The following is a 19986-nucleotide window of genomic DNA, read 5'->3' on the forward strand; positions in this document are numbered from 1 at the left end:
CTGGAAAAATTCGAGTTAATTGCAGTTAGTCTAACTGAAGTAATTGAGTTGTTACTCCCATCTCATCTAGCATCTGTTGAATTTCTTTACGGTAGATGGAATTCATGATGATAATCTCATCTGGTTGATAGGTTTTCAAAAACTCAGGGGACATAATTTCTTTCCCCACTCCTGGAATAAATTTACCCTGACGATAAGGATTAATATCAACAACATACTGAATGGTGTCAATGGTATCGAGCGTGGTTAAAAAAGCCACACATTTCGACCCAGATCCCCAAACGACAACTTTTTTAGACTTCCGTTTAGACTGCTCCAAATGTTCTTTCCAATCATTGAGCTTATCGTGAATTTTATTCGTAAAATCCTCTAACTTTTCTCGTAATTCCGTCAAAGTTTCCTCTTGGAAATGAATATCATCAGAGGGTTGAGCTACGGGTTTCGCCTCAATTAATAAATATTGATCGCCGTATGCTCGATAAAGATCAATCACTTCAAAGCCACAAGCGCGAAATAAACGGGCTAAAGAACCTGGGGTGAAGTAAGAGCAATGTTCGTAATAAATATCTTCAAAAGCTGCATCACAGAGAACACGGGTTGTATCAGGAATTTCAAAAACAACTCCCACCTCTAAGCGATCGCCGATGGAACGTCGCACGGTCTGTAAAAATTCCTGAGTCCCATGAATATGTTCTAAAGTATGACGACAACAAATAAAATCCCCCACATATTCCGCGTGCTGTTCCGAGTAATAATCCTGAATAAAGGTGACTTGTTCTGTCGCCTGACTTGGGACGCGACCTGGAACAACACTGGGATCAATGCCAATCCCTCGGTTATTTCCTCGTTCGCATAAAAGGAACAGAAAGTCTCCTTTGCTGCAACCGATTTCAACGATGTCTTTGTCATAGAGATTGTATTTTGCGATCAGGTGGTCGGCTAAATCGATCGCGAATTGATTAAATGTGGGAGAAAAACTCTGTTGATCTTCATAGTTAGGCGCGTAGGCTGACCATTTCGGATCAAATTGAGTATTGGTAATAAAACCGCAGCGATCGCAGAAGCCTAAGACAACATCCCCACAAGGGAAATCAAGGGCTTCTTCTTGGCTTGAGAGCATGAGACAACTGTGAACAGGAACATTTCGCACCTCGTAAAACGTTGTCAGTTCCGAATGACCACAATTGGGACAAATATGGTCAATTAATGGCTGTTCATTTAAGTTAAGACGTTCTTGGACAAAGTTAAACTGAGACATAGCAAATCTTCATGACATGATGTGATAATTCCCCCCTAGGGAAAGGGGGAAAAGAAGTTGGGGGGATTGATCAGATGATGTGAGGTTGAGGAATGGGGATAATGAACTTTCCACCTTGTTGTTGATAGGCTTTCTGTTGGGAAATAATTTCATCCGCAAAATTCCAAGCCAAAATCAGGACATAATCCGGTTGATCCTCTAACAACTTACCGGGTGGAAAAATGGGGAGATGGTTGATTCCCAGATAACGACCGTGCTTGAAAGCGTTCAAATCAACCACATAGTCCAACAAGGTTTTGTTGATATTAAAATAACTCAAGAGAGTGGTTGCTTTTGCTGCTGCACCGTAGCCCACAATCTGTTTTCCTTGGCGTTTCAAATCCCAAAGCAAATCCATCAGAGACTGTTTAATCCCTTGCACGCGATCGCTGAACTGGAGATAATAATCAAGATGAGTAATTCCCCGTTCCGCCTCTTGTGTCAGTAACAACCGCACTGCATCTTGTGTCTTGTCATCGGTTTCCACAAATAAACGCAAAGAACCGCCATGAATGGGAATCCGCTGCACATCATTCAAAAACAAGCCGTGTCGTCGGAATAATTGATCTAAAGCGGTAACCGAAAAATAGCAAAGATGCTGGTGATAAATCGTGTCAAATTCACAATCATCAACCAAATCAGCAACATAAGGCACTTCAATTACGGCTAATCCTGTGTCTTTTAACACCGCTGCTATTCCCGCCACAAACCCATTTAAGTCTGGAACATGAGCGAGGACATTATTCGCCAGAAAAACATCAGCTTGCATTCCTTCCGCTTGTAATTGCTTTGCAAATTCATAGGTAAAGAAGTTACACAAGGTGGGAATACCAGCATTTTGAGCCGTAATTACTGGTTCGGAAGCGGGATCGATTCCTAAAACAGGAATCCCTTGCGCCCTAAAGTTTTTCAACATATAGCCATCGTTACTCGCAGCTTCAATCACTAAACTGTTTTCATCCAAGTTGCGAGTTTCGATAATGGCTTGAGCGCTGTCTCCAAAGTGTTTCAGCAGAGAGGGGGAAACCGAAGAAAAGTAAGGATAATCTTGACAGAACAAAACTTCTGGGGGAACAGTTTCCGTAATTTGAGCCAGCCCACAATCGGGACAAAACACAAGATCAAGGGGAGCGGTATATTCGGGTTGATCCAGTTGCTCGGGTTTGAGCAGACTATCTGCAAGGGGAGTATAACCAAAGTCAATTACTTCCTTGAGATCGGAACCGCCACAAGAACGACAAGTCATCCGGGCTCCACCTTGAGAGGAAAGAGTTTCCGGATGACGATGGGTCAATATGGAATCAGTCATCACTTGTAATTTCCTGTTTTAATTCACTTTTGTCATGAGCTCATCCCCCGTTTCCACGGAAGACATTTGTTTCCAGCGCAACGTTGCATCAATCCGCTCGTCATCAATTAACTTTTGTAAGTGAGCGATCCGTTTGTAGCGCGCGCCTTCAAATTCTTCTAAAGTTAATCCAATCTTCTGATAAGCAGCATACAGTTCTTCTGCTCCCTTACGGGCATCCCACTGCGGTTGAAAACCAGGAAGCGTGTTGGCAATTTTGCTGCAATCGACCCGATAACAGCGTTTATCTGGACCAGCATCTTTGGCATATTCAATGGTACACTCAGGAACTGTTTCTTTGACGATCGCTGCAAGTTCTTTGATTTGATAATTGTCCTCATTACGACCGACATTAAACGCCTGATTATGAACTAAATCCAAGGGCGCTTCCAAAACTGCTAAAAAAGCCCGCGAAATGTCTTCAATGTGAACAATCGGTCGCCAAGGCGTTCCATCACTCTTAATGTAAACCAGACCCGTCGTAAACGCCCAAGCCACTAAGTTATTCAACACTAAGTCAAAACGAATGCGCGGAGAAACCCCAAAAGCCGTTGCATTCCGTAGAAACGTGGGACTAAAGTTCTCATCTGCGAGCTTAGCAACATCCTGTTCAGTACGGACTTTCGAGATCCCGTATGGGGTAACAGGGTTAAACGGAGATTCTTCTGTGAGCCAATCTTGACCCCCCGCGCCATAATTGCTACAGGAAGAAGAGAAAACATATCGTTGCACACCAGCTTCCTTCGCCAGTTGCGCCACGCCCACTGAAGCAAGATGATTAATCTCATAAGTGAGTTTCGGATTCAGGTTACCCAGGGGATCATTGGATAAACCAGCCAAGTGCAACACGGCATCGAATCCCTCTAGATCCGAGAGCTCTAAATCTCGAATATCTTTTTCAATTTCAGGAATGTCCTGAATTCCCTCGCCAAAGGTACTTCCCCGAAACAAATCGCTATCGAGTCCCACTACCTCATACCCTTGTTGAACGAGCATCGGAACCAGAACTGTTCCAATGTAGCCTTTATGACCAGTAACTAATACGCGCATAATACTTCCTCCTCCCAAATTTTCCAAGGGGCTTGACCCGATTCCCATAAACTTTCCAAACGTTTTTTATCGCGCAGCGTATCCATACATTGCCAGAACGAATCATGCTTATAAGCCATTAACTGACCGTCTCTGGCTAATCGTTCTAAAGGTTCTTTTTCCCACTGCGTGTCGTCGCCATCAACATAGTCAAACACTTCGGGCTCAAGGACAAAAAATGCGCCATTAATCCATCCTTCGCCAGTTTGCGGTTTCTCGGAAAATTCGACAATCTGATTTCCGTCTAGCTCCAGATGACCAAACCGCGCTGGGGGACGCACTGAGGTCAGTGTCGCCAGTTTCCCATGAGAGCGATGAAAAGCGAGTAAATCATGGAGATTGATATTGGAAACCCCATCTCCCCAAGTGAGCATAAATGTCCCCTCTTGTCCTAAGTAAGGGGCTAAACGCTTAATGCGACCGCCTGTTGCCGTATTGGCTCCAGTTTCAATCAGATCCACTGTCCAGTCTGGGTTGTAGCTGCCATGGAGTTTCACCGCTTTGTCCCGAAAACTGACAGTAAGATTACTGTTCATGGTGCAGTAATCCGCCATATATTTTTTGATCACTTCTCCTTTGTAGCCTAAAGCAATCACAAAATCTTTGAAGCCATAGTAGGAATAGTGCATCATAATGTGCCAAAGGATTGGCTTTCCGCCAATTTCCACCATGGGTTTTGGCTTGGTTTCTGTTTCTTCTGCTAAGCGTGTGCCTAAGCCACCAGCAAGAATTCCAACTTTCATGGTTTGTTTCTACTTCTCCTTTTTAATGAATTGCAAAACGTCTGCTTTGTACCGACCTCCCCCCCTCCCCCCAACTGAGTTTTAAAGCTCTTCTTGATGACCATTCCCCACAATTCCCAAAATGGGCGTTCGGGAAAGGGTCAAATTTTCAACGGTTCTTTCCAGCAGCGATCGCTTTAAGCGACCAATACCAGTCACCAGTATCAGTCCATTGGTTCCCGTCGCCAGTAAATGAGCATCGGTAAAGCCCCTTAAAATCGTCGTATCGTAAATGACTAAATCAAACTCGCTTTGTAGCTGAATCATTAAACGCTGCATTTTTTCCGAGGCAATGAGTTTACTCGGATCTGGCGGAATCTGACCCGATCCGAGGAAGAATAAGTTCTCCTCTAGGGGACTAGGTTGGATAACTTGAGTCAGGTTCAATTCCTGTCGGTCAATCAGATCAGTTAAGCCTAAAGCAGTATTATCTTCCGAGGAGTGCTCAAACTGAGGACGACGCAGATCAGCATCAACCAATAAGACGCGCCGTCCCATAGCAGCAGCAGCTTTCGCCAAGTGGGTGGCAACGGTGGATTTCCCTTCTTGTGGCATTGCTGAGCTAATAACGATCGCGCGAACTGGAACATCTGGATTGAGCAATCGGATATTGGTATAAATGGAACGGAAAGACTCAACGGCAACCGAAGTTTTCTGGAGAGTCGATTGACTCCAAAGCCCGCCCTTGTGGTGACCATTGGCTGCTCTCAGTTGTTTCCAAGTCGAATCCCGCATCTCTAGCATCCGATCAAAGGGAATATTGCCTAACAAGGGGAATTTCACCACTTCCTGAATCTCTCGGGTGGAGTGAACCAGATCGCGAAGGCGATCCACCATTAAAGCCGTTCCCACTCCTAGTAGTAGTCCTAACGCTGTCCCGAGGACTAAATTGCGTTGCACACTCGCCGAAACCGCAACAGGATCGCTAGGGGGGGTCAACACTTCCCAAGGAGTTTCACTTTGCGCCACATCAATCCCCAAGGCTTCGCGTTTAGTCAAAAATTGATTTAAATTATTGCTAGCAATTTCTAATTCCCGCTTGAGATCGGTATATTGACGGGTTGTTGCTGAAAGTTGTTTACTCCGTTCATTCAAACGAGCAATGGTTTGAAAGAGAGCGCGATCGCGCGCTTCCAGGGACCGAATTTGACTCTCCACTTCCTTTTGCGCCCGCTTAGCTTCTTGTTGTAGTAAGGGGAGCAGTTGTTCTCTTTGTTGTTGCAGCGTCTGAATTTGAGGGCTGGTTTCCGTAAAAGTTGCTGATTCTTCAGCAATTTCCGTATCAATCTCTTGTAACTTGTCGAGAAGGGCTTCGTAGCGGGGCGTATTCAACGCTGAAGCCATCGCTTCCTCAATCGACTGCTCTGAGAGTTGTTGTTCGAGATCTTCAGCTAACAGTTGTGCTTCATTTAACTGCGCTTGCACTTGCAGCCGTTGCTGAACAAAAGTGCCAATTTGCTCAGACAGTTGTTCCGCTTCCATGGTGGGATCGATAAAGTTATTGTCTTCTCTTAACCACTGGAGACGAGCTTGAACTTGATCCACGCGCGATCGGAGTCTGGGCAATTGCTTTTCCACAAACACCAACCCCTTATTCAATTCCAATTGGCGAACTTCCAAGCTAAAGTCCAAATAAGCATCCTTGACCGCCTCTAAAACATCCTGAACTTGCTGTCGGTTTGGGTTTTTATACTCAACTTGAATAATCTGATTTTGCACATCAACACTGAGGTCGAGGTGTCTCGCAAGCCTCTTGTAATTTATATTCGGATATTTTTGCTGTAACCCTGCCACCAGTGGCTCTAAAACCCGAGGACTTCTCAAAATCTTCAGTTTCGCTGCATTGGGGACAACCGCGACAACATCTTCACGGTTACTTAATGACTCCGGTGTTGTCGATGAAATCACTTGTGACTCTAAAGAGACTGGTTCGGCTAATAATTCAAACTGAGCCTTATAAATGGGTGTATCAGTTGCTGCTTTCATCCCGCCCAAAGCAGCACAAACCAGAGTCATTGTCACAATCACCCAAGACTGACGACGAAGTGCTCCTAAGACCTTAAAAACATTGAGCCCCCCTTCATCATCACCACCAATACCCTGAGTCTGATCGACGGGATAAGACAATTGATGAAAACGCTCGTTCACTGGATCAAGTGTCATAATTGTTTCTGTTGTTGCAATACTCGTTGCAAACTAAGGGCAAGTAACTGTTGTAAAGCCAGATAAATAAAGGGAGGAATCGTTTTACTGTAGCGGGGTGCTAGGCGTTTCGGTTCTTGCGTTAAGCGATAGACCCACTCTAGCCCCCACTTCCTCATCCAAGGAGGTGCTTGTTGATAACGTCCCGCGTAAATCGGAAAAACCGCGCCCACTCCAATCATCACCGCGTGGATTTTATCCTTATGTTGAGCGATCCACAGTTCTTGTTTCGGACATCCTAAACACACAAACAATAAACCCGCACCACTCTCGTTAATCTGTTGAATAATCACTTCATTTTCCAGAGAGGTGAGAGGGCGGAAGGGAAGAGGTTTCATTCCCGCTAAAATCAGTTCTGGAAACTCTCTGTTCAGGCGCGTTTTCATCCCTTCCAGAATGTCACTATCAGCACCCAAAAAAAAGACACCAATCTTGTTGAGAGAAGCCAACTGGCAAAGCCGTAAAAAAATATCCATACCCGCCACTCGATCCTGCTCAGTTGCCCCCATCGCCCTCAACATCCAAACTAATGGCATCCCATCTGGCGTGACTAAATCAGCATTCTGGAGGGCTTGAGCAAATTGAGGGTTCCAGTAGGCTTCCATTAACGTATGGACATTTGCTACACTGACGAAGCGACTCGCACGACGAGTTGCCCATTCTGTCATTAGTAACAATTGTTCCTCAAAACGTAGGGCGGTGACTTCCGTTTGCAGAAGACGATAGGTTTGAATAGGGTTTGGTATTGACATTGATCTTGTTCCCGAGCAAAAAACACAAAAAAAAGGCACACTTTTCCTGTCTGCCTAACAACTTGAGTGCACTCTCGGTGTCTTCTCAACTCGTTTTCGATGGACTGACCACCGCAAAAAGATTATTGATTTTAAGACAGTTTATAATCGACCGCGACTCGCCCGATACGTATATTCACTGACAGAAGGATTCGGATGATCTGGATCGATGAGATTAGTTGCTTGTTTCCAATGATTCGGCTGAGCAAGGGTTGCGGTGTAAGATCCGTTTTCTCCCTTGGAAACTAACATCCAAACTTTACTATCTTGACGACAGAAAAATTCTTCTAGCCAAGAACTACCATCTAAATAAGCCCCTTTCATCGCGAGGAACTTTGCTTTCTTACTGGATATGCCCAGATGCTTCTTAATACTCGCAGCATCTTCATAATAAACATGATGCTTCTCGCCACCAGAGCGCCATAGTCTTTCCCCACAGTAAGGGCAATAAAATTTCGGTGTTTTTCTGTAACGGCTACGTTTATTCGGCATCAGCGACATCTCCTCATCCCAAAATCAAGTTAATTCACATTCTACACTTAAGTGCGTAAAAATGTCTAGTAGTCTTTCAGTAAATTACGTAAAAACAATGATCAAAAAAGCTAGAATCCAGATGAAATCATGCCTTCACAAGATTTTCATTATTTCGAAATCAGGGGGATTTTACGGATCTTTTTCAGCGAGTCCGAAACACTCCTCCCCCTCTATGCCGTAAATCAACTATTTTCTAGCAAGCCCCTTTTTTAGTGAGCACGACTAAAACCGTTTTGAAAATGAGCTTGAAGTCGTAACCCAAAGACCACTTTTTTTGATAAAGGAGATCCATCTTGACAATTTCCTCAAAGTCTTTCACCGTTGAGCGACCATTCACTTGCCACTCCCCTGTTAAGCCTGGCTTAACGTGCAACCGTTGGAAATGATGAGGAAGATACCGAGACACCTCATCAGGAGTGGGAGGGCGTGTTCCCACTAAGCTCATTTCCCCTTTCAGAACATTGAGAAATTGAGGAAATTCATCTAAACTCGTCTGTCGTAAAATTGCTCCTATACGAGTAACCCGAGGATCGTTTTCATTCTTAAAAATATGTCCTTGGGCTTCATTAGGAACAAGGTGTTGGTATTTTTCAGCATCCTGAACCATCGACCGAAACTTCCAAATCCGAAAACTTTGACCATGGAGTCCAATTCGGGTTTGACGATAAAAAATCGGGCCTGGATCATCAAAATAAATCACAGGCGCAATCAACATATAGATGATAGCAGTAAGACTGAGTCCGACTAAAGCCCCGAGAATATCAATCGCACGTTTGGCTTTGCTTTCAACCGACGGTAAGACAGGAAGTAAATTTTTCGACTGTGATTTCGTTTTTGATCGTGGTTTAGCCCAAAAAAGCGTGTAAACACTGAGCTTGTTCCAGAGTCCTTCTAAACGAGAGCGGTTATCGAGTCTGTTGTAAGACAGTTTATTGTATATCATCTTGAGAGTCAGAAAGTTATATTGTCTAGGCTCGACCGAATTTAAGATTTGTTCTCATGACAAGTTCTGTCAAAATGTAGTTGCAATTACTTAAATCGGGTCTGAATTTGAGATTAATGCTCTCTAATTTAGCAGATCTAGCTTAGTAGATCCACTTATTTTCTGAAATGACTGGCAGTTGCTATTGCCAAGACTCAATATAAATACGCAAAATATTAGGGTCGGTTAGGTTACGAGTCATGCTCACCCAAACTCGGATCTGGCTTTTAAAGGTTTTGTCAGTGAACTATAGCAGTCAGGAATCAGTTGTGAGACAGCAATTCTGGTTTAAGGCAAGAGGCAAGAGTAAGGTATATAGCACTTCCCAATCTCATGAGGTACATTCTAAATTTTGGTTCTTTGTTCTTTGTTCTTCGTTCTTTGTTGGTTTTTAATCAATGAACCACGAACCATGAACCATGAACCATGAACCATGAACATCCACCGACTCGCATTACGTACCTCAACCAACTAGGAAACGCTATAGGTGAGTTTCAACATTTTGGAATGTCCTAACCTGATTTTGTAGCGCTATACATGATTACTAGATTGGTGTTCCATTGGATCATTAGCTGGCAATAAGTTAATTAAGGGCAACGGTAGTAATGTTGAAAGATTTGTCAAAATGACTAATAACCAGAGTCGGTCAAAGTTATTTTCTGTTATTCCTAATAAGGCGGTTAACAACCCCCCTAACTCTTGGGATAACACCCCAGCCAGATTGAAAATTGACATCATCAATGCGAAAAAAGTAGCCTCAATTCCAGAAGGGCACAGACGTGCAGCTAAAACGAGAATCGGCATTAATGCAATTTCCCCGATCGCGCTTAAAATTAAATTATCCCCAAGACTAAACCAATAATCGTCAATTCCTAAAGTGCGGTTAGCATGAGTCACTAATAATAAAACACTCATTCCTAAAACCGAAGAAATCACCGTACTCCAGCCTAAAACCTTGCGAAAGGAAACCGTCTTTAAATAGCGTTGAAAAATCCAAACCCCTGCTAAGGAAGCAAAGCTACTCACTAACCGCACTCGCCCTAAAAATTCAGGTTCAAACCCTAATTCATTGGTAATAAAAAAGAAAAGCGCGGAATCCGAACCAGGAGTCGATTGCCAGATAAAAATAAACAGAGTGGGCAAGAAAATTCGTTTTTGACGCATCACTTGCCAAAGTTGTTGGACTTGCTTTTTAAGATTGCTCAGGGCTTGCACCCGCTCTTTTTCTGGCACGGGTTTTTCAGCAATCAACCACGCCATCGTGGAAAACACTAAGGGAAACACTGCGGTGATCGCAAAAATGGTTTTTGGCGGGAATAATTCTAAAAGAAAACCACTAAAATAAGCCGTAATCAAACCCCCGAATGCAGTTGCCCCCCAACTCAGGGATTGTAATGATCCCGCATTCGCTAAAGACTCTTCTCGGGCGCGTTCAACCACTTGCGAATCCACAATCACATCACTAATTGCAATCGAAGCCGAACTGATCAATAGCGCGATCGCTGCTGTCCAAGCCTGATCAACAACGGTTGCTAGCGCCAACCAAGAGGTAGTTCCCAAAAAACCAGACAGCACCAAATAAGGGCGACGGCGATACCCCAAAATCGGGAAGCCATCGGAGAGAAACCCAAATAGCGGTTTAATCACCCAAGGGAGAATCGCTAAACCTGTAAGTGCAGAAACCTCTGCTGGAGATAAGCCTAACTCATCCTTGAGGAAAAAACTAATCGCCAACCGCGCCAAGTTTAAAACACCCCGCACCACATAAATGCTGACAATCGCAATTAATTCTGGTGTGGGGTCATTTCCTAAAAAGAGTTTGTCTTTAATAAATGTGTGCAATAGTTTCGTTATTTGTTCGTTGGTAACTGGTCACTGGTTACTGATCACTAAATCCACCCAATCCTTGATTTTTGCGTCCACTTGCTGAGGAACTTCATCATGAGGGCAATGTCCAGCATTGAGGAAATGTTCTGTAATCTGGGAATAGTATTGATGAAACTTGCGCGATCGCGCTCTCGTATCCATCCACGGATCACCTTCTCCCCACAGTAACAACAACGGGGCTTGTAATCGTTGCAATAACTCATCCACCTGATCCCCTCTCGGGCTTTTAAACACAGATGCAAATACCTTCGCTGCACCGCGATCGCAAGACGGACGATAAATATCCTCGACCAATTGGTCTGTTACCGCACTTTGATCCACATACACTTGTTTCAACGTCCGCCGAATCATTGATTTACGGCGTGTATATTGGAACAGCAAGAAACTTGTCCAAGGTTGTAGCAAAATAGAACGTATCGCCTTTTGTAAACGTTGTTTCAAAGTGGGTTTGGGAGGCGTTTTTGCTTCCGCATCAGAAAAAGGGCCAGCACTATTGAGCAACACCACCCCTTGCACTAATTCAGGATGATTTCCCCCCACACAAAGGGCAGCATATCCTCCCAAAGAATTCCCCGCTAAAACCACAGGCTGACCAATAACATCTTGAATAAACGCAGAAAGCTGCTCTTCCCATAACGTTCCACTGTAAACCCAATCTGGCTTACTGGATCGTCCAAAACCAAGTAAATCAATGGCATAAACTGGAAACATCTCTTGCAGTTCCGCGATATTTTTGCGCCAATGGTCAGTAGAAGCGCCAAATCCATGAATTAATAAGAGAGGAGGATTCGTCGTTTCGTTTGTTCCTGCTTGCACATAATAAATATTTTGTTCTCGCCATTGCCAATATTTGCCTTTAACCGTGGCTGCAACTGTTTGATTCACATCCATCACCCTTTACAAGACTTTTCTATCAATTTTAGCTTTCAGGAAAATGTGCAAGTTTGTGGTAGTTGACCAATACTCAAAGCAGTTCTAAATCTTGTGGGGTATTGCAATTAAATAATACCGCGCGATCGCGCACCGTTAATTCTGCAACAGAATGCTGATCTAAAAACCGTTGAAAAGATCGTCCCCCTTGGTTGATATACTCGCCCAATAACTTCTGACAAGATTGATGATAAAACCCGCAAAGGGGTTCCCAGCCAGCACTCGATCTAGGAATCAGTGCAATCACATCTTCAGAAACATTAGCCAGTTGTTGCACCCAAAATTCTAATTCAGCAACGGTTAACTTCGGTAAATCACAAGCTAAAGCAAGTACCCAAGGCGTTTTTACCTGTTGCATTCCCTGATAGAGTCCCACTAAGGGACCATGAGGGGGTGACTCATGGGGTAATGAAAGTTCTGAAATGATTTGACATTCGATAAACTCTTGATATCGATCTCCCCAAGGGGTGACAACATAGACATCCGAAACAACTGCTTGGGCATAGGAGCAAGTGCGTTGCAGTAACGGAACGCCTTCAATTTCAATGAGGGCTTTATCTTGTCCCATGCGGGTGCTGTGTCCACCAGCAAGGATGATTGCACTAAGAGATGTTTTCTGGTCAGAAGGAATTGGCATTGGGACTGAAAACAGGCTTTTATTAATGTTAGCGCGGTGCTGGGCAATCAACACTCAGCTAAAATGAAGATCGCGCTCTGAAGAGAAATAGCATGATGAAAACCCTTACCTTCGAGCTTCCTCAAGACATCCCCCTTCGCGTTTCTCGGTCAGACTTTGCAGTCATTGCAGCCGTTAACCGCGACCTCAGACTGGAACGAACCGCAGACGGAACTTTAATTGTGAATCCTCCCACTGGCAGCGAATCGGGCCGACGTAATCTGAGTATTAGCGCTCAACTCTGGATTTGGGCAGAAGCAAACGACACTTTAGGGGTTGCTTTTGATTCCTCCGCAGGTTTTGAGTTGCCCAATGGAGCGATTCGTGCCCCTGATACCTCTTGGATTACGCGCGATCGTTGGGATGCTTTATCCCAAGCAGAAAAGGAAGGTTTTGCCCCGTTATGCCCCGATTTTGTCATTGAATTGCGATCGAATAGTGATAAGCTCGCGACGTTACAGGATAAGATGCGAGAATACTTAGCCAATGGCGCACGTTTAGGTTGGCTCATTGATCCGCAAAATCAGCGCGTTGAAATTTACCGTAGTGGTCAAGCGGTCGAAGTTTTAGAACAACCCAAGCAGTTATCTGGGGAAGAGATCCTGCCTCATTTTACCTTGAACTTGCAGCGGATTTGGTAGTGGTTGATCACAACAATGCAAGAGCCTGTTAAACTGGTGATACTCACAGAAATTAGTGATGCAAAAAAATTTTAGATTATAATTGCATCACATTTAATTCGAGAAATTGAATTACCAGGACTTCTTTCAAAGGCTAACTCATTATCAACCTTATCCTTGGCAAACTCAGTTTGCTCAGTGGGATGGTAACAAGATTGCAGTCGTTAACTTACCCACAGGGACAGGGAAAGAGTTTGGGGCAACGATTCCTTGGTTATATGGTCATTACAAAGGACATAATGTTCCCAACCGATTGATTTATTGTTTGCCCACCCGTTCTTTAGTAGATCAGGTTTATAACAATGTACAAGGCTTAGTGAAAAAATCCCAATTAGAGATTGATGTTTATTGCTTAAAAGGGGGGAAGATTGAACAAGGATATGAAGACCATCTTACCCAACCTGCGATTTTAATTGGCACGCAAGATCAGTTACTCTCTCGGGCTTTGAATCGAGGTTATACTGTCTCTTGGACACAGCGACCCAAACACGCAGCAGCAGTTAATAATGATTGTCGCTGGGTACTCGATGAAACCCAGTTGATGGGAGTAGGCTATTCAACCGCGGTTAAGTTGCATCAACTGCGTCAAGAGTTGGGGGTATTTGGGAAAGCAGAACTGGTTTTAATGTCTGCGACCCAGAACTTAGAACCCTTGAAAGCCTCATCTTATCGCCTTTATCAGCTTAATCAGAAAGATTACGATCATCTCTTCCTTGGGGAAAAACTGAAGAAACCGAAACCTATCTCAAAAGCTGAGGTTTCCTCTCCTGAAGACATTGCAAAGTTAGCTCTTGAAAAACATCACTCAGGACAATTAACTTTAGTCGTTCTCAATACAGTGAACCGCGCTCGTGAGGTAGGAGAATGCTTGAAACAAGTGACTGACAGCGTTCCCATCCTGACCATTCATTCTCGCTTTTTAGGCTTTGATCGCGCTCAATTACAAGAGAAACTTTACAGCTTTCAAGGCATTGTCGTTGCCACTCAGGTTGTAGAAGCAGGGGTGGATTTAGATGCCAGTACCTTAATCACAGAGTTATGTCCTTGGTCTTCTTTTGTGCAACGAGTGGGGCGCTGTGGACGAACGAATTTAGAACAGGCGAGTCAAGTATTCTGGCTAGATTGGCAGGGGGATTGGAAAGCATTGCCGTATGAACAAAAAGACTGTGAGGAGACTAAAGAAAAGCTATTATCTCTTTCCGATGTGGGATTGCTTAGTTTGCTAGGAGTTGAATTACCCGATCGCAAGTTACCCAAGCGCAAGCTAGGAAAAGAGGAAATGGAGCAGTTTTTTACGACTCATCCTCAACTGCGTTCTACTACCTATAGCACGGAAAAGTATGTCAGAGATGTTCACTCCTACACAGCGCGAGTCTTCTGGGCAGATGAACAACCCAAGACAATTCCGCATCAAACCTATTTATGTCCCGTTCCTGTCAATGATTTAAACCAATTCTTACAGGAACAGCAAATTGAATTCTACGTTTGGGGGGAAGATAAATGGGAACAGAAAACTAAAGTTGAGATTGGAGATGTGGTTCATTTACCTTACACCACAGGCGGGTATAGCCACGAATTAGGCTGGACAGGAAACCCAGATGATTCTCCCATACCTTATTCCTTAACGACTCCTAAACTGTTTGACAATGAGCGTCCTACTCAATACTGGGTTTCTCTTAAAATCCATTCTGGGGATGCTGCTTTTTTTATGGAACAATATGTTCCGACATTACAGAGACTAGAGTTTAGTGAGGATGAAATTAACTTATTAATCCAATGCGCCCGTTGGCATGATTGGGGAAAAGCCCATGAGATTTGGCAAGACTTTGCTAATGCTGAAAGAGAATTAGTTGCTAAATCTCCTAAATATAAACACTTTACCACTTTAAACGGGTTTCGCCATGAATTGGCAAGCGCGATCGCTGCTGCTCAACAAAACGCCCCATTTTTAGCCCAATATTTAATCGCAGCCCATCACGGAAAAGTCAGAGAAACTCTAGTCAATGCTGATGGTTCTTGTGATCCTAATGTTTTGAGAGGAGTTGAATTAGGTACGCAACTTCCTGAGGTTGAACTGGGAGAGGAGTATTTAGAAGCAGTCTCCTTAGACTATCCTGATCCGAGAAAATGGGAAGATCAAGTGTTTGAGGAATTATTAGCAGAATGGGGGGTTTTCAAACTGTTATATCTAGAAACCTTAATTCGTAACGCTGATGTTGCAGCGTCTAAATATCGGGAGGATCAAGTAAATGTATAGCAATCCCAAATGATCCCCCCAACCCCCCAAGTTTTGGGGGCTTCCATGAGTCAACTTTTTACAAACGATATAGAACTGCTATATAAAGACTGTTACAATTTACTACGGTTTTAATCCTCATTCTTTTGAGGACTGAGTTGAAAGAAACAATTAGTGGTACATCATTGATGAGATAATCATCACAAATCCTCTGAACTCAGAGGACTAAATTTCTACTAAGGTAACGAAACCAAACAGCAGTAAGGGTTTTGTTGAGTTACGCTGTCATAAATTTTAAACTTTTATACTACTAATTGTTTGACGTGCCATTTTGTATAAAGCGTGCTAATATTAGATACATATAGCAGTTCTCATTCTTATGTAAAAAGTCGATTAACCGTTCCCCCCTTACTAACCGGAGCTTTAGTGAGGAGGGCTAGGGGGGATTAACTTACAATTCATTTGGGATTGCTATATACAAAAAAGCCCCTTGATCACAGATGCGACCAGGGCTTCCTTGATGTAGCAGTCTTATTGTAGCATCTCGGTCGCGTTTGGCTCAAGGTTCAGATAATTACAAGGAGTCAAACTAATGAATCAGTTCAATGATATTTTTTCTAATCTTGAAGCTGCTTCCAGAAAAGAGATCATTGTAGCCGCCTCTCGCATTGCTAAACATTTAATCGGAGAGTCTCAATGCTTACTTCAATATTACTTGCAAGCACATTATCAACTTGCAAATAATAAAAACTATATTTCCTACAAAATGAGGCATCAGTCTTTTTTAAAGCAGCGCAAGCAATTCTGGATGGCTGAAGGCTATAGTGTATCTTGTGAAAAGCAAAATCTGATGAATTTTTTGACTAAAAAGGGACCTAAATTTATTGGTACTCCCGATCTTTATGTCAAAGAAATCAACCATTTTGAAGAATTGAAAACGGGAAAACCAAAAGAGTACGACATTGTTCAACTCATGCTGTACATGGCGGCGGCTCCTTATATCTATGGTCTTTCGGAAATTCCTAGCGGTCAAGTCCGCTACAGTGATGGCTCTTTTAAAGATGTTTTACCAGAAGAGATTACTCAAGAATTCAAAGATCAAGTAACTCAATTAATTGGGGTATTGGTAGCAGATCAAATTCCAGAACCAGAACCTAGTCAACGTGATTGCCGTTTCTGCACTTTTAATAATTATTGTCCTGTTGCATATATCGACAATAATGTTGCCTAACTTATAATCATTACCTTTGATTAAAGCCTCCCAAACTTGGGGAGGTGGCAGGCAGAATTTTGTAGCAGACTTTTTGCTATTTCATATAATACCATTTTGGAAAAGTCAAGTTACAGTAATTAACCCGCTCATTGACCGTAGGGTGGGCATTGCCCACCCTACAAGATGTAACATCTACTTTTTAAATTGGTATAAATATCTAAAGGAACAAGCACGTGATTAGTCAAACGACTGTTAACCAATTTATTCCCATTCCTACAACTTCCCCAACAACCTTATTAGGCTATCTCAAAGCATTGGGCTTAATGGCGATTACCAATGCCAAGGGATATTGGGAACAAGAACAGTTTTATCTTAATGTCGAATCTCTCAGGGAAGTTGTCGAGACATTTGTTTCCGATTATCAACCGAAACCGATCGCGAATCCTTGGAACAAAAAATCTGGCTTTTTATCGGGAAATCAATTAAAACCTTTTCTAGAAACGGAAACAGAACGATATCAGCGCATCAGAGAAACTTATCAAGAGATTATTGAAGTTCTCTCAGAAATTGATTTAAAGGGAAAAGGGAGTAAAGAACTGAAACCACTTCTTTTTCCAAAGTTAGAAGAAAGTATCGAGGATGATTCTTTCATAGACTGGCTGAGTTCGGTGGGAGTTGTAACGACTGATAAGGGGAAAGAAAGGGTTTACCTCAATGATTTACTGGGAACTGGCGGGAATGTCAGCACCAGCGATTTAGCCTTTAATTATTTGGAATGCTGTCGCCAACTATGGGATATCAAAACAGGAGAACCAACGGCAGATTGTCAGACTTTTGCTGAAGCTGCGATCGCTGCAACCCCTCATCCCAAATCATTAATCAAAAAAGGAATCCTCTGTCACCTCTCGCCTCGCGCCGACTTTTTTGGCGAACTGGACACCAGAACGGGAACCGATGATTATCCAGCTAATGGCATTAGTACCCAACTAGCTAATCCTGTTGACTATATTTTAGCGATCGAGGGCTTACTGCAATTTTCAGGAACGGTTAAAAACTTAAAAGAAACCGATGGCGAGTCTCCAGAAACTACTTATGCCCTCTATCCGTTATTGCTAGAAATTAATGCGGGGTCTGCCGAAACCAGCGATCGCACTGAGAACAGTAAACATGAGTGTTGGCTACCCTTATGGTCAGAACCAATGGAGTTAAGAAAATATCGGCGTTATGTTAGCAATCATTTGAATTATCGCTTAAAAAATCAAATCCGAGACACTTTAGACTTACTTGCACAATTATCTCAATCCAGTCAGTATCTAGAGTTCACTCGTTATTCGCGCTTTGGTTTTTGGCCCCGAAAAGGACAAGGCAGTTACGCCATTCATATTGGGATTGAAAGCCCTGAAGGGAATGATTTAGGGGCGGAATTACGTCGTTGGCGAAAATCGGTGCGTCCTCGTCCCGACCAGACCAATGCGACCTATACTCTGCTGATGTCTTTGGAACAGCGATTAACCGCTTTGCAACGAGGTCAGGGGTCTTATCAAGAATTATTGATTTTACTGGGAAGTGTAGAAAAGCATCTGAGTAAACTTAAGTCTCGATATCTGCTTCCTGTTCCCAATCTCTCAGAAAATTGGGTAAAAAAGGCTTATGAAGAAAACCGTTGTTCTGAGTTTCGTTTAGCAGCTGCGCTTGCTTCCACTGGGCTGCGATCAAACATTTCTAGTTATGGACATAGCAAAAAAAAGGAAACCTCTTTCTGGAGGGGGAATACTGATGTAGTGCCTACTTATTCTTTATCTGCGCTGACTTATGCCCTTTTAAGGAAATGGTCGATCAGGTTATCGCAAGACTCACATAATCATTCTAAGCATCCTAGTCAATATTCCGACACTCTAGCTTATGCCAATTTTGAGGATATTGAGAAGTTAATGCTAGGAACTTTAAACGAAGCCCTCATTTTAGACCTTGCTTGCGGATTATCTTTATGTAGCACCCCAACTAAACTCTGGGAACAAGACAAACCGAAATTTTTACCCTTTAGCTATCGTTATGCTGCTTATGCTCACTGGCGCAAAGACTATTCCTTGTCCATGAAAGAAATCTATGGACTTTATCAGGGTTCAACTGTTCCTCTGGTTCGTCGATTACGCGCCCAAGGATTGACAAGTAGATTAACTAAAGAAAATGACAAAAAACAGAAGAAAAAGGTGAAGATCACATTGCCAGACTTGATCGAAAATGGTGCTGAAATAATTATCGCGCTAGCTTTCCCCATTAATCCATATCAATTAGGAGTAAAAACAAATGACTTTAATTAATATCACCGCTCACTTAGAGAATTTGCTGGTTACCGCTAAACCTCCCATGTTTCTCGATGTGGGCGTTTCTCAAGCCTATCTGCCGTGGGAAAAACGCTTAGATGTACTGCTCAATACCCCACAAGCCACTGCCAATCAGTTAGAAGCCCTGATTTGGGATGAAGTGAATCAGGATATTATCCCAGAATTACAAGGACTTCCCTATATTGAAATTAGGAATACACGAGCCAACAATCAATTCCTTGCTTCTACCCTTACTCTTCCGCACCGCATTGGCACCGCTTATCTGTCTCGTCATAAAGATGCGATGTTAGATGGAGACAGGTTTCGAGACGTTTTGAAACGGCGAGTGAAAGAACAAGGCATTTACCGTGCTGTCTTTGAATTAGACCCCATTTCCATTGTTTTAGGGTGCTTTCTTTCTCACATCCAAGGCAATATGCGGATTCCTCGCATGGTAACGGGTCAATTTGTCGCTCAAGGTGCGGTTGCGATGCCTAATGGTGGGGCGAGTCATGATCCCATTTCTGCTGCTGGGGATAGCGTGGTTACGAAAGGCTATTTTGTCAAAGAAGCAAAGGAGAAGGGGAAAACTAAATTCAAAGATATTAACAAAGCCTCGGAAGTCGGATTGGGAAATGTTCCTTATGTTCGAGAATCATATCAAGCAGAGGACTATCTCGGGAAATTTGTCATTGATACTCGCTTAGTAGATGCTGCACCCAATCTTCCTGATACTGCTAAGGAGTTAATTAGCCTTCTCTCTCAATATCTCGTTGCTAAATTTCTCTCAGAGCCGATTATGCTGCGATCAGAGTGCTATTTCCAAGTTCAGGAAATTAAGGGAACTGATCCAGATTTACCGAGCAAAGTAGAAACCTTACAACAAGAATTGCAGCAGAAAATCCAGCAATGCCAAGAAGAAGGTTTATTTAATGGGGTGACTACGGTTGACATTCCCATTGAACTGGATGAAGCGGGTGAGGAAGAAGAGGAAACGGAAAGCGCATCTTAGATT

Annotated in this window: 16 protein-coding genes; 5 read left to right on the forward strand and 11 right to left on the reverse strand. The window is 43.1% G+C overall.

Annotated features, from left to right (window positions below; all coding sequences use genetic code 11):
• Positions 1-25: 25 nt before the first annotated feature.
• From PCC7418_RS09370 to PCC7418_RS09420, 11 genes are all read right to left on the reverse strand, one after another.
• Positions 26-1258, reverse strand: a complete 1233-nt coding sequence (locus PCC7418_RS09370; RefSeq protein WP_015225933.1) for a methyltransferase domain-containing protein — start codon at positions 1256-1258, stop codon at positions 26-28.
• A 70-nt stretch (positions 1259-1328) separates the two neighbouring features.
• Positions 1329-2543: a class I SAM-dependent methyltransferase gene (locus tag PCC7418_RS09375; protein WP_041596582.1), complete on the reverse strand. Its 1215-nt coding sequence runs from the start codon at positions 2541-2543 to the stop codon at positions 1329-1331.
• Between the two features lie 81 nt (positions 2544-2624).
• A complete protein-coding gene (locus tag PCC7418_RS09380) occupies positions 2625-3695 on the reverse strand; it encodes an NAD(P)-dependent oxidoreductase (protein WP_015225935.1) in 1071 nt (356 codons plus the stop codon).
• Positions 3683-4477 (reverse strand): glucose-1-phosphate cytidylyltransferase, encoded by a 795-nt coding sequence (gene rfbF, locus PCC7418_RS09385; protein WP_015225936.1) that lies wholly within the window; start codon positions 4475-4477, stop codon positions 3683-3685. The genes PCC7418_RS09380 and rfbF overlap by 13 nt, the downstream gene beginning before the upstream one ends.
• Positions 4478-4558: 81 nt before the next feature.
• Positions 4559-6679, reverse strand: coding sequence for a polysaccharide biosynthesis tyrosine autokinase (locus tag PCC7418_RS09390; protein WP_015225937.1), 2121 nt, complete (start codon positions 6677-6679; stop codon positions 4559-4561).
• A complete protein-coding gene (locus PCC7418_RS09395; protein WP_015225938.1) occupies positions 6676-7470 on the reverse strand; it encodes a WecB/TagA/CpsF family glycosyltransferase in 795 nt (264 codons plus the stop codon). The genes PCC7418_RS09390 and PCC7418_RS09395 overlap by 4 nt, the downstream gene beginning before the upstream one ends.
• A gap of 141 nt (positions 7471-7611) precedes the next feature.
• Entirely contained in the window at positions 7612-8001 is a 390-nt protein-coding gene (locus PCC7418_RS09400; RefSeq protein ID WP_015225939.1) for a hypothetical protein, read from the reverse strand.
• Between the two features lie 235 nt (positions 8002-8236).
• On the reverse strand, positions 8237-8986 hold the full coding sequence (locus tag PCC7418_RS09405) for a sugar transferase (protein ID WP_015225940.1): 750 nt from the start codon (positions 8984-8986) through the stop codon (positions 8237-8239).
• Between the two features lie 570 nt (positions 8987-9556).
• Positions 9557-10867 carry a folate/biopterin family MFS transporter gene (locus tag PCC7418_RS09410; RefSeq protein ID WP_015225941.1) on the reverse strand — a complete coding sequence of 437 codons (1311 nt, stop codon included), beginning with the start codon at positions 10865-10867 and terminating at the stop codon, positions 9557-9559.
• Between the two features lie 30 nt (positions 10868-10897).
• Entirely contained in the window at positions 10898-11803 is a 906-nt protein-coding gene (locus PCC7418_RS09415; RefSeq protein ID WP_015225942.1) for an alpha/beta fold hydrolase, read from the reverse strand.
• Positions 11804-11876: 73 nt separating this feature from the next.
• On the reverse strand, positions 11877-12479 hold the full coding sequence (locus PCC7418_RS09420; RefSeq protein ID WP_015225943.1) for a molybdenum cofactor guanylyltransferase: 603 nt from the start codon (positions 12477-12479) through the stop codon (positions 11877-11879).
• A gap of 95 nt (positions 12480-12574) precedes the next feature.
• On the opposite strand from PCC7418_RS09420, the gene PCC7418_RS09425 reads away from it, so the two are divergent.
• The 5 genes from PCC7418_RS09425 to cas7u all read left to right on the forward strand — a co-directional run bounded on the left by PCC7418_RS09425 (position 12575) and on the right by cas7u (position 19983).
• Positions 12575-13159: a Uma2 family endonuclease gene (locus tag PCC7418_RS09425; RefSeq protein WP_015225944.1), complete on the forward strand. Its 585-nt coding sequence runs from the start codon at positions 12575-12577 to the stop codon at positions 13157-13159.
• A 106-nt stretch (positions 13160-13265) separates the two neighbouring features.
• The gene (gene cas3, locus PCC7418_RS09430) at positions 13266-15455 is read left to right on the forward strand and encodes a CRISPR-associated helicase Cas3' (protein WP_015225945.1); all 2190 of its coding nucleotides are present in this window, start codon (positions 13266-13268) and stop codon (positions 15453-15455) included.
• 571 nt (positions 15456-16026) lie between these two features.
• On the forward strand, positions 16027-16665 hold the full coding sequence (locus tag PCC7418_RS09435; RefSeq protein ID WP_015225946.1) for a PD-(D/E)XK nuclease family protein: 639 nt from the start codon (positions 16027-16029) through the stop codon (positions 16663-16665).
• A gap of 215 nt (positions 16666-16880) precedes the next feature.
• Complete coding sequence (gene csx17, locus PCC7418_RS09440) at positions 16881-18968, forward strand: type I-U CRISPR-associated protein Csx17 (protein ID WP_015225947.1); 2088 nt, start codon at positions 16881-16883, stop codon at positions 18966-18968.
• Positions 18955-19983, forward strand: a complete 1029-nt coding sequence (cas7u, locus tag PCC7418_RS09445) for a type I-U CRISPR-associated RAMP protein Csb1/Cas7u (RefSeq protein ID WP_015225948.1) — start codon at positions 18955-18957, stop codon at positions 19981-19983. Before csx17 ends, cas7u begins: the two co-directional genes overlap by 14 nt.
• Positions 19984-19986: the final 3 nt, after the last annotated feature.

The organism is Halothece sp. PCC 7418 (genome assembly GCF_000317635.1).
Taxonomy (GTDB): domain Bacteria; phylum Cyanobacteriota; class Cyanobacteriia; order Cyanobacteriales; family Rubidibacteraceae; genus Halothece.

What these genes read in the sequence shown, in the direction of transcription:
- PCC7418_RS09370 (WP_015225933.1), bottom strand. Translation starts at nt 1,258, where the DNA reads ATGTCTCAGTTTAACTTTGTCCAAGAACGTCTTAACTTAAATGAACAG.
- PCC7418_RS09375 (WP_041596582.1), bottom strand. Translation starts at nt 2,543, where the DNA reads ATGACTTGTCGTTCTTGTGGCGGTTCCGATCTCAAGGAAGTAATTGAC.
- PCC7418_RS09380 (WP_015225935.1), bottom strand. Translation starts at nt 3,695, where the DNA reads ATGCGCGTATTAGTTACTGGTCATAAAGGCTACATTGGAACAGTTCTG.
- rfbF (WP_015225936.1), bottom strand. Translation starts at nt 4,477, where the DNA reads ATGAAAGTTGGAATTCTTGCTGGTGGCTTAGGCACACGCTTAGCAGAA.
- PCC7418_RS09390 (WP_015225937.1), bottom strand. Translation starts at nt 6,679, where the DNA reads ATGACACTTGATCCAGTGAACGAGCGTTTTCATCAATTGTCTTATCCC.
- PCC7418_RS09395 (WP_015225938.1), bottom strand. Translation starts at nt 7,470, where the DNA reads ATGTCAATACCAAACCCTATTCAAACCTATCGTCTTCTGCAAACGGAA.
- PCC7418_RS09400 (WP_015225939.1), bottom strand. Translation starts at nt 8,001, where the DNA reads ATGCCGAATAAACGTAGCCGTTACAGAAAAACACCGAAATTTTATTGC.
- PCC7418_RS09405 (WP_015225940.1), bottom strand. Translation starts at nt 8,986, where the DNA reads ATGATATACAATAAACTGTCTTACAACAGACTCGATAACCGCTCTCGT.
- PCC7418_RS09415 (WP_015225942.1), bottom strand. Translation starts at nt 11,803, where the DNA reads ATGGATGTGAATCAAACAGTTGCAGCCACGGTTAAAGGCAAATATTGG.
- PCC7418_RS09420 (WP_015225943.1), bottom strand. Translation starts at nt 12,479, where the DNA reads ATGCCAATTCCTTCTGACCAGAAAACATCTCTTAGTGCAATCATCCTT.
- PCC7418_RS09425 (WP_015225944.1), top strand. Translation starts at nt 12,575, where the DNA reads ATGAAAACCCTTACCTTCGAGCTTCCTCAAGACATCCCCCTTCGCGTT.
- PCC7418_RS09435 (WP_015225946.1), top strand. Translation starts at nt 16,027, where the DNA reads ATGAATCAGTTCAATGATATTTTTTCTAATCTTGAAGCTGCTTCCAGA.
- cas7u (WP_015225948.1), top strand. Translation starts at nt 18,955, where the DNA reads ATGACTTTAATTAATATCACCGCTCACTTAGAGAATTTGCTGGTTACC.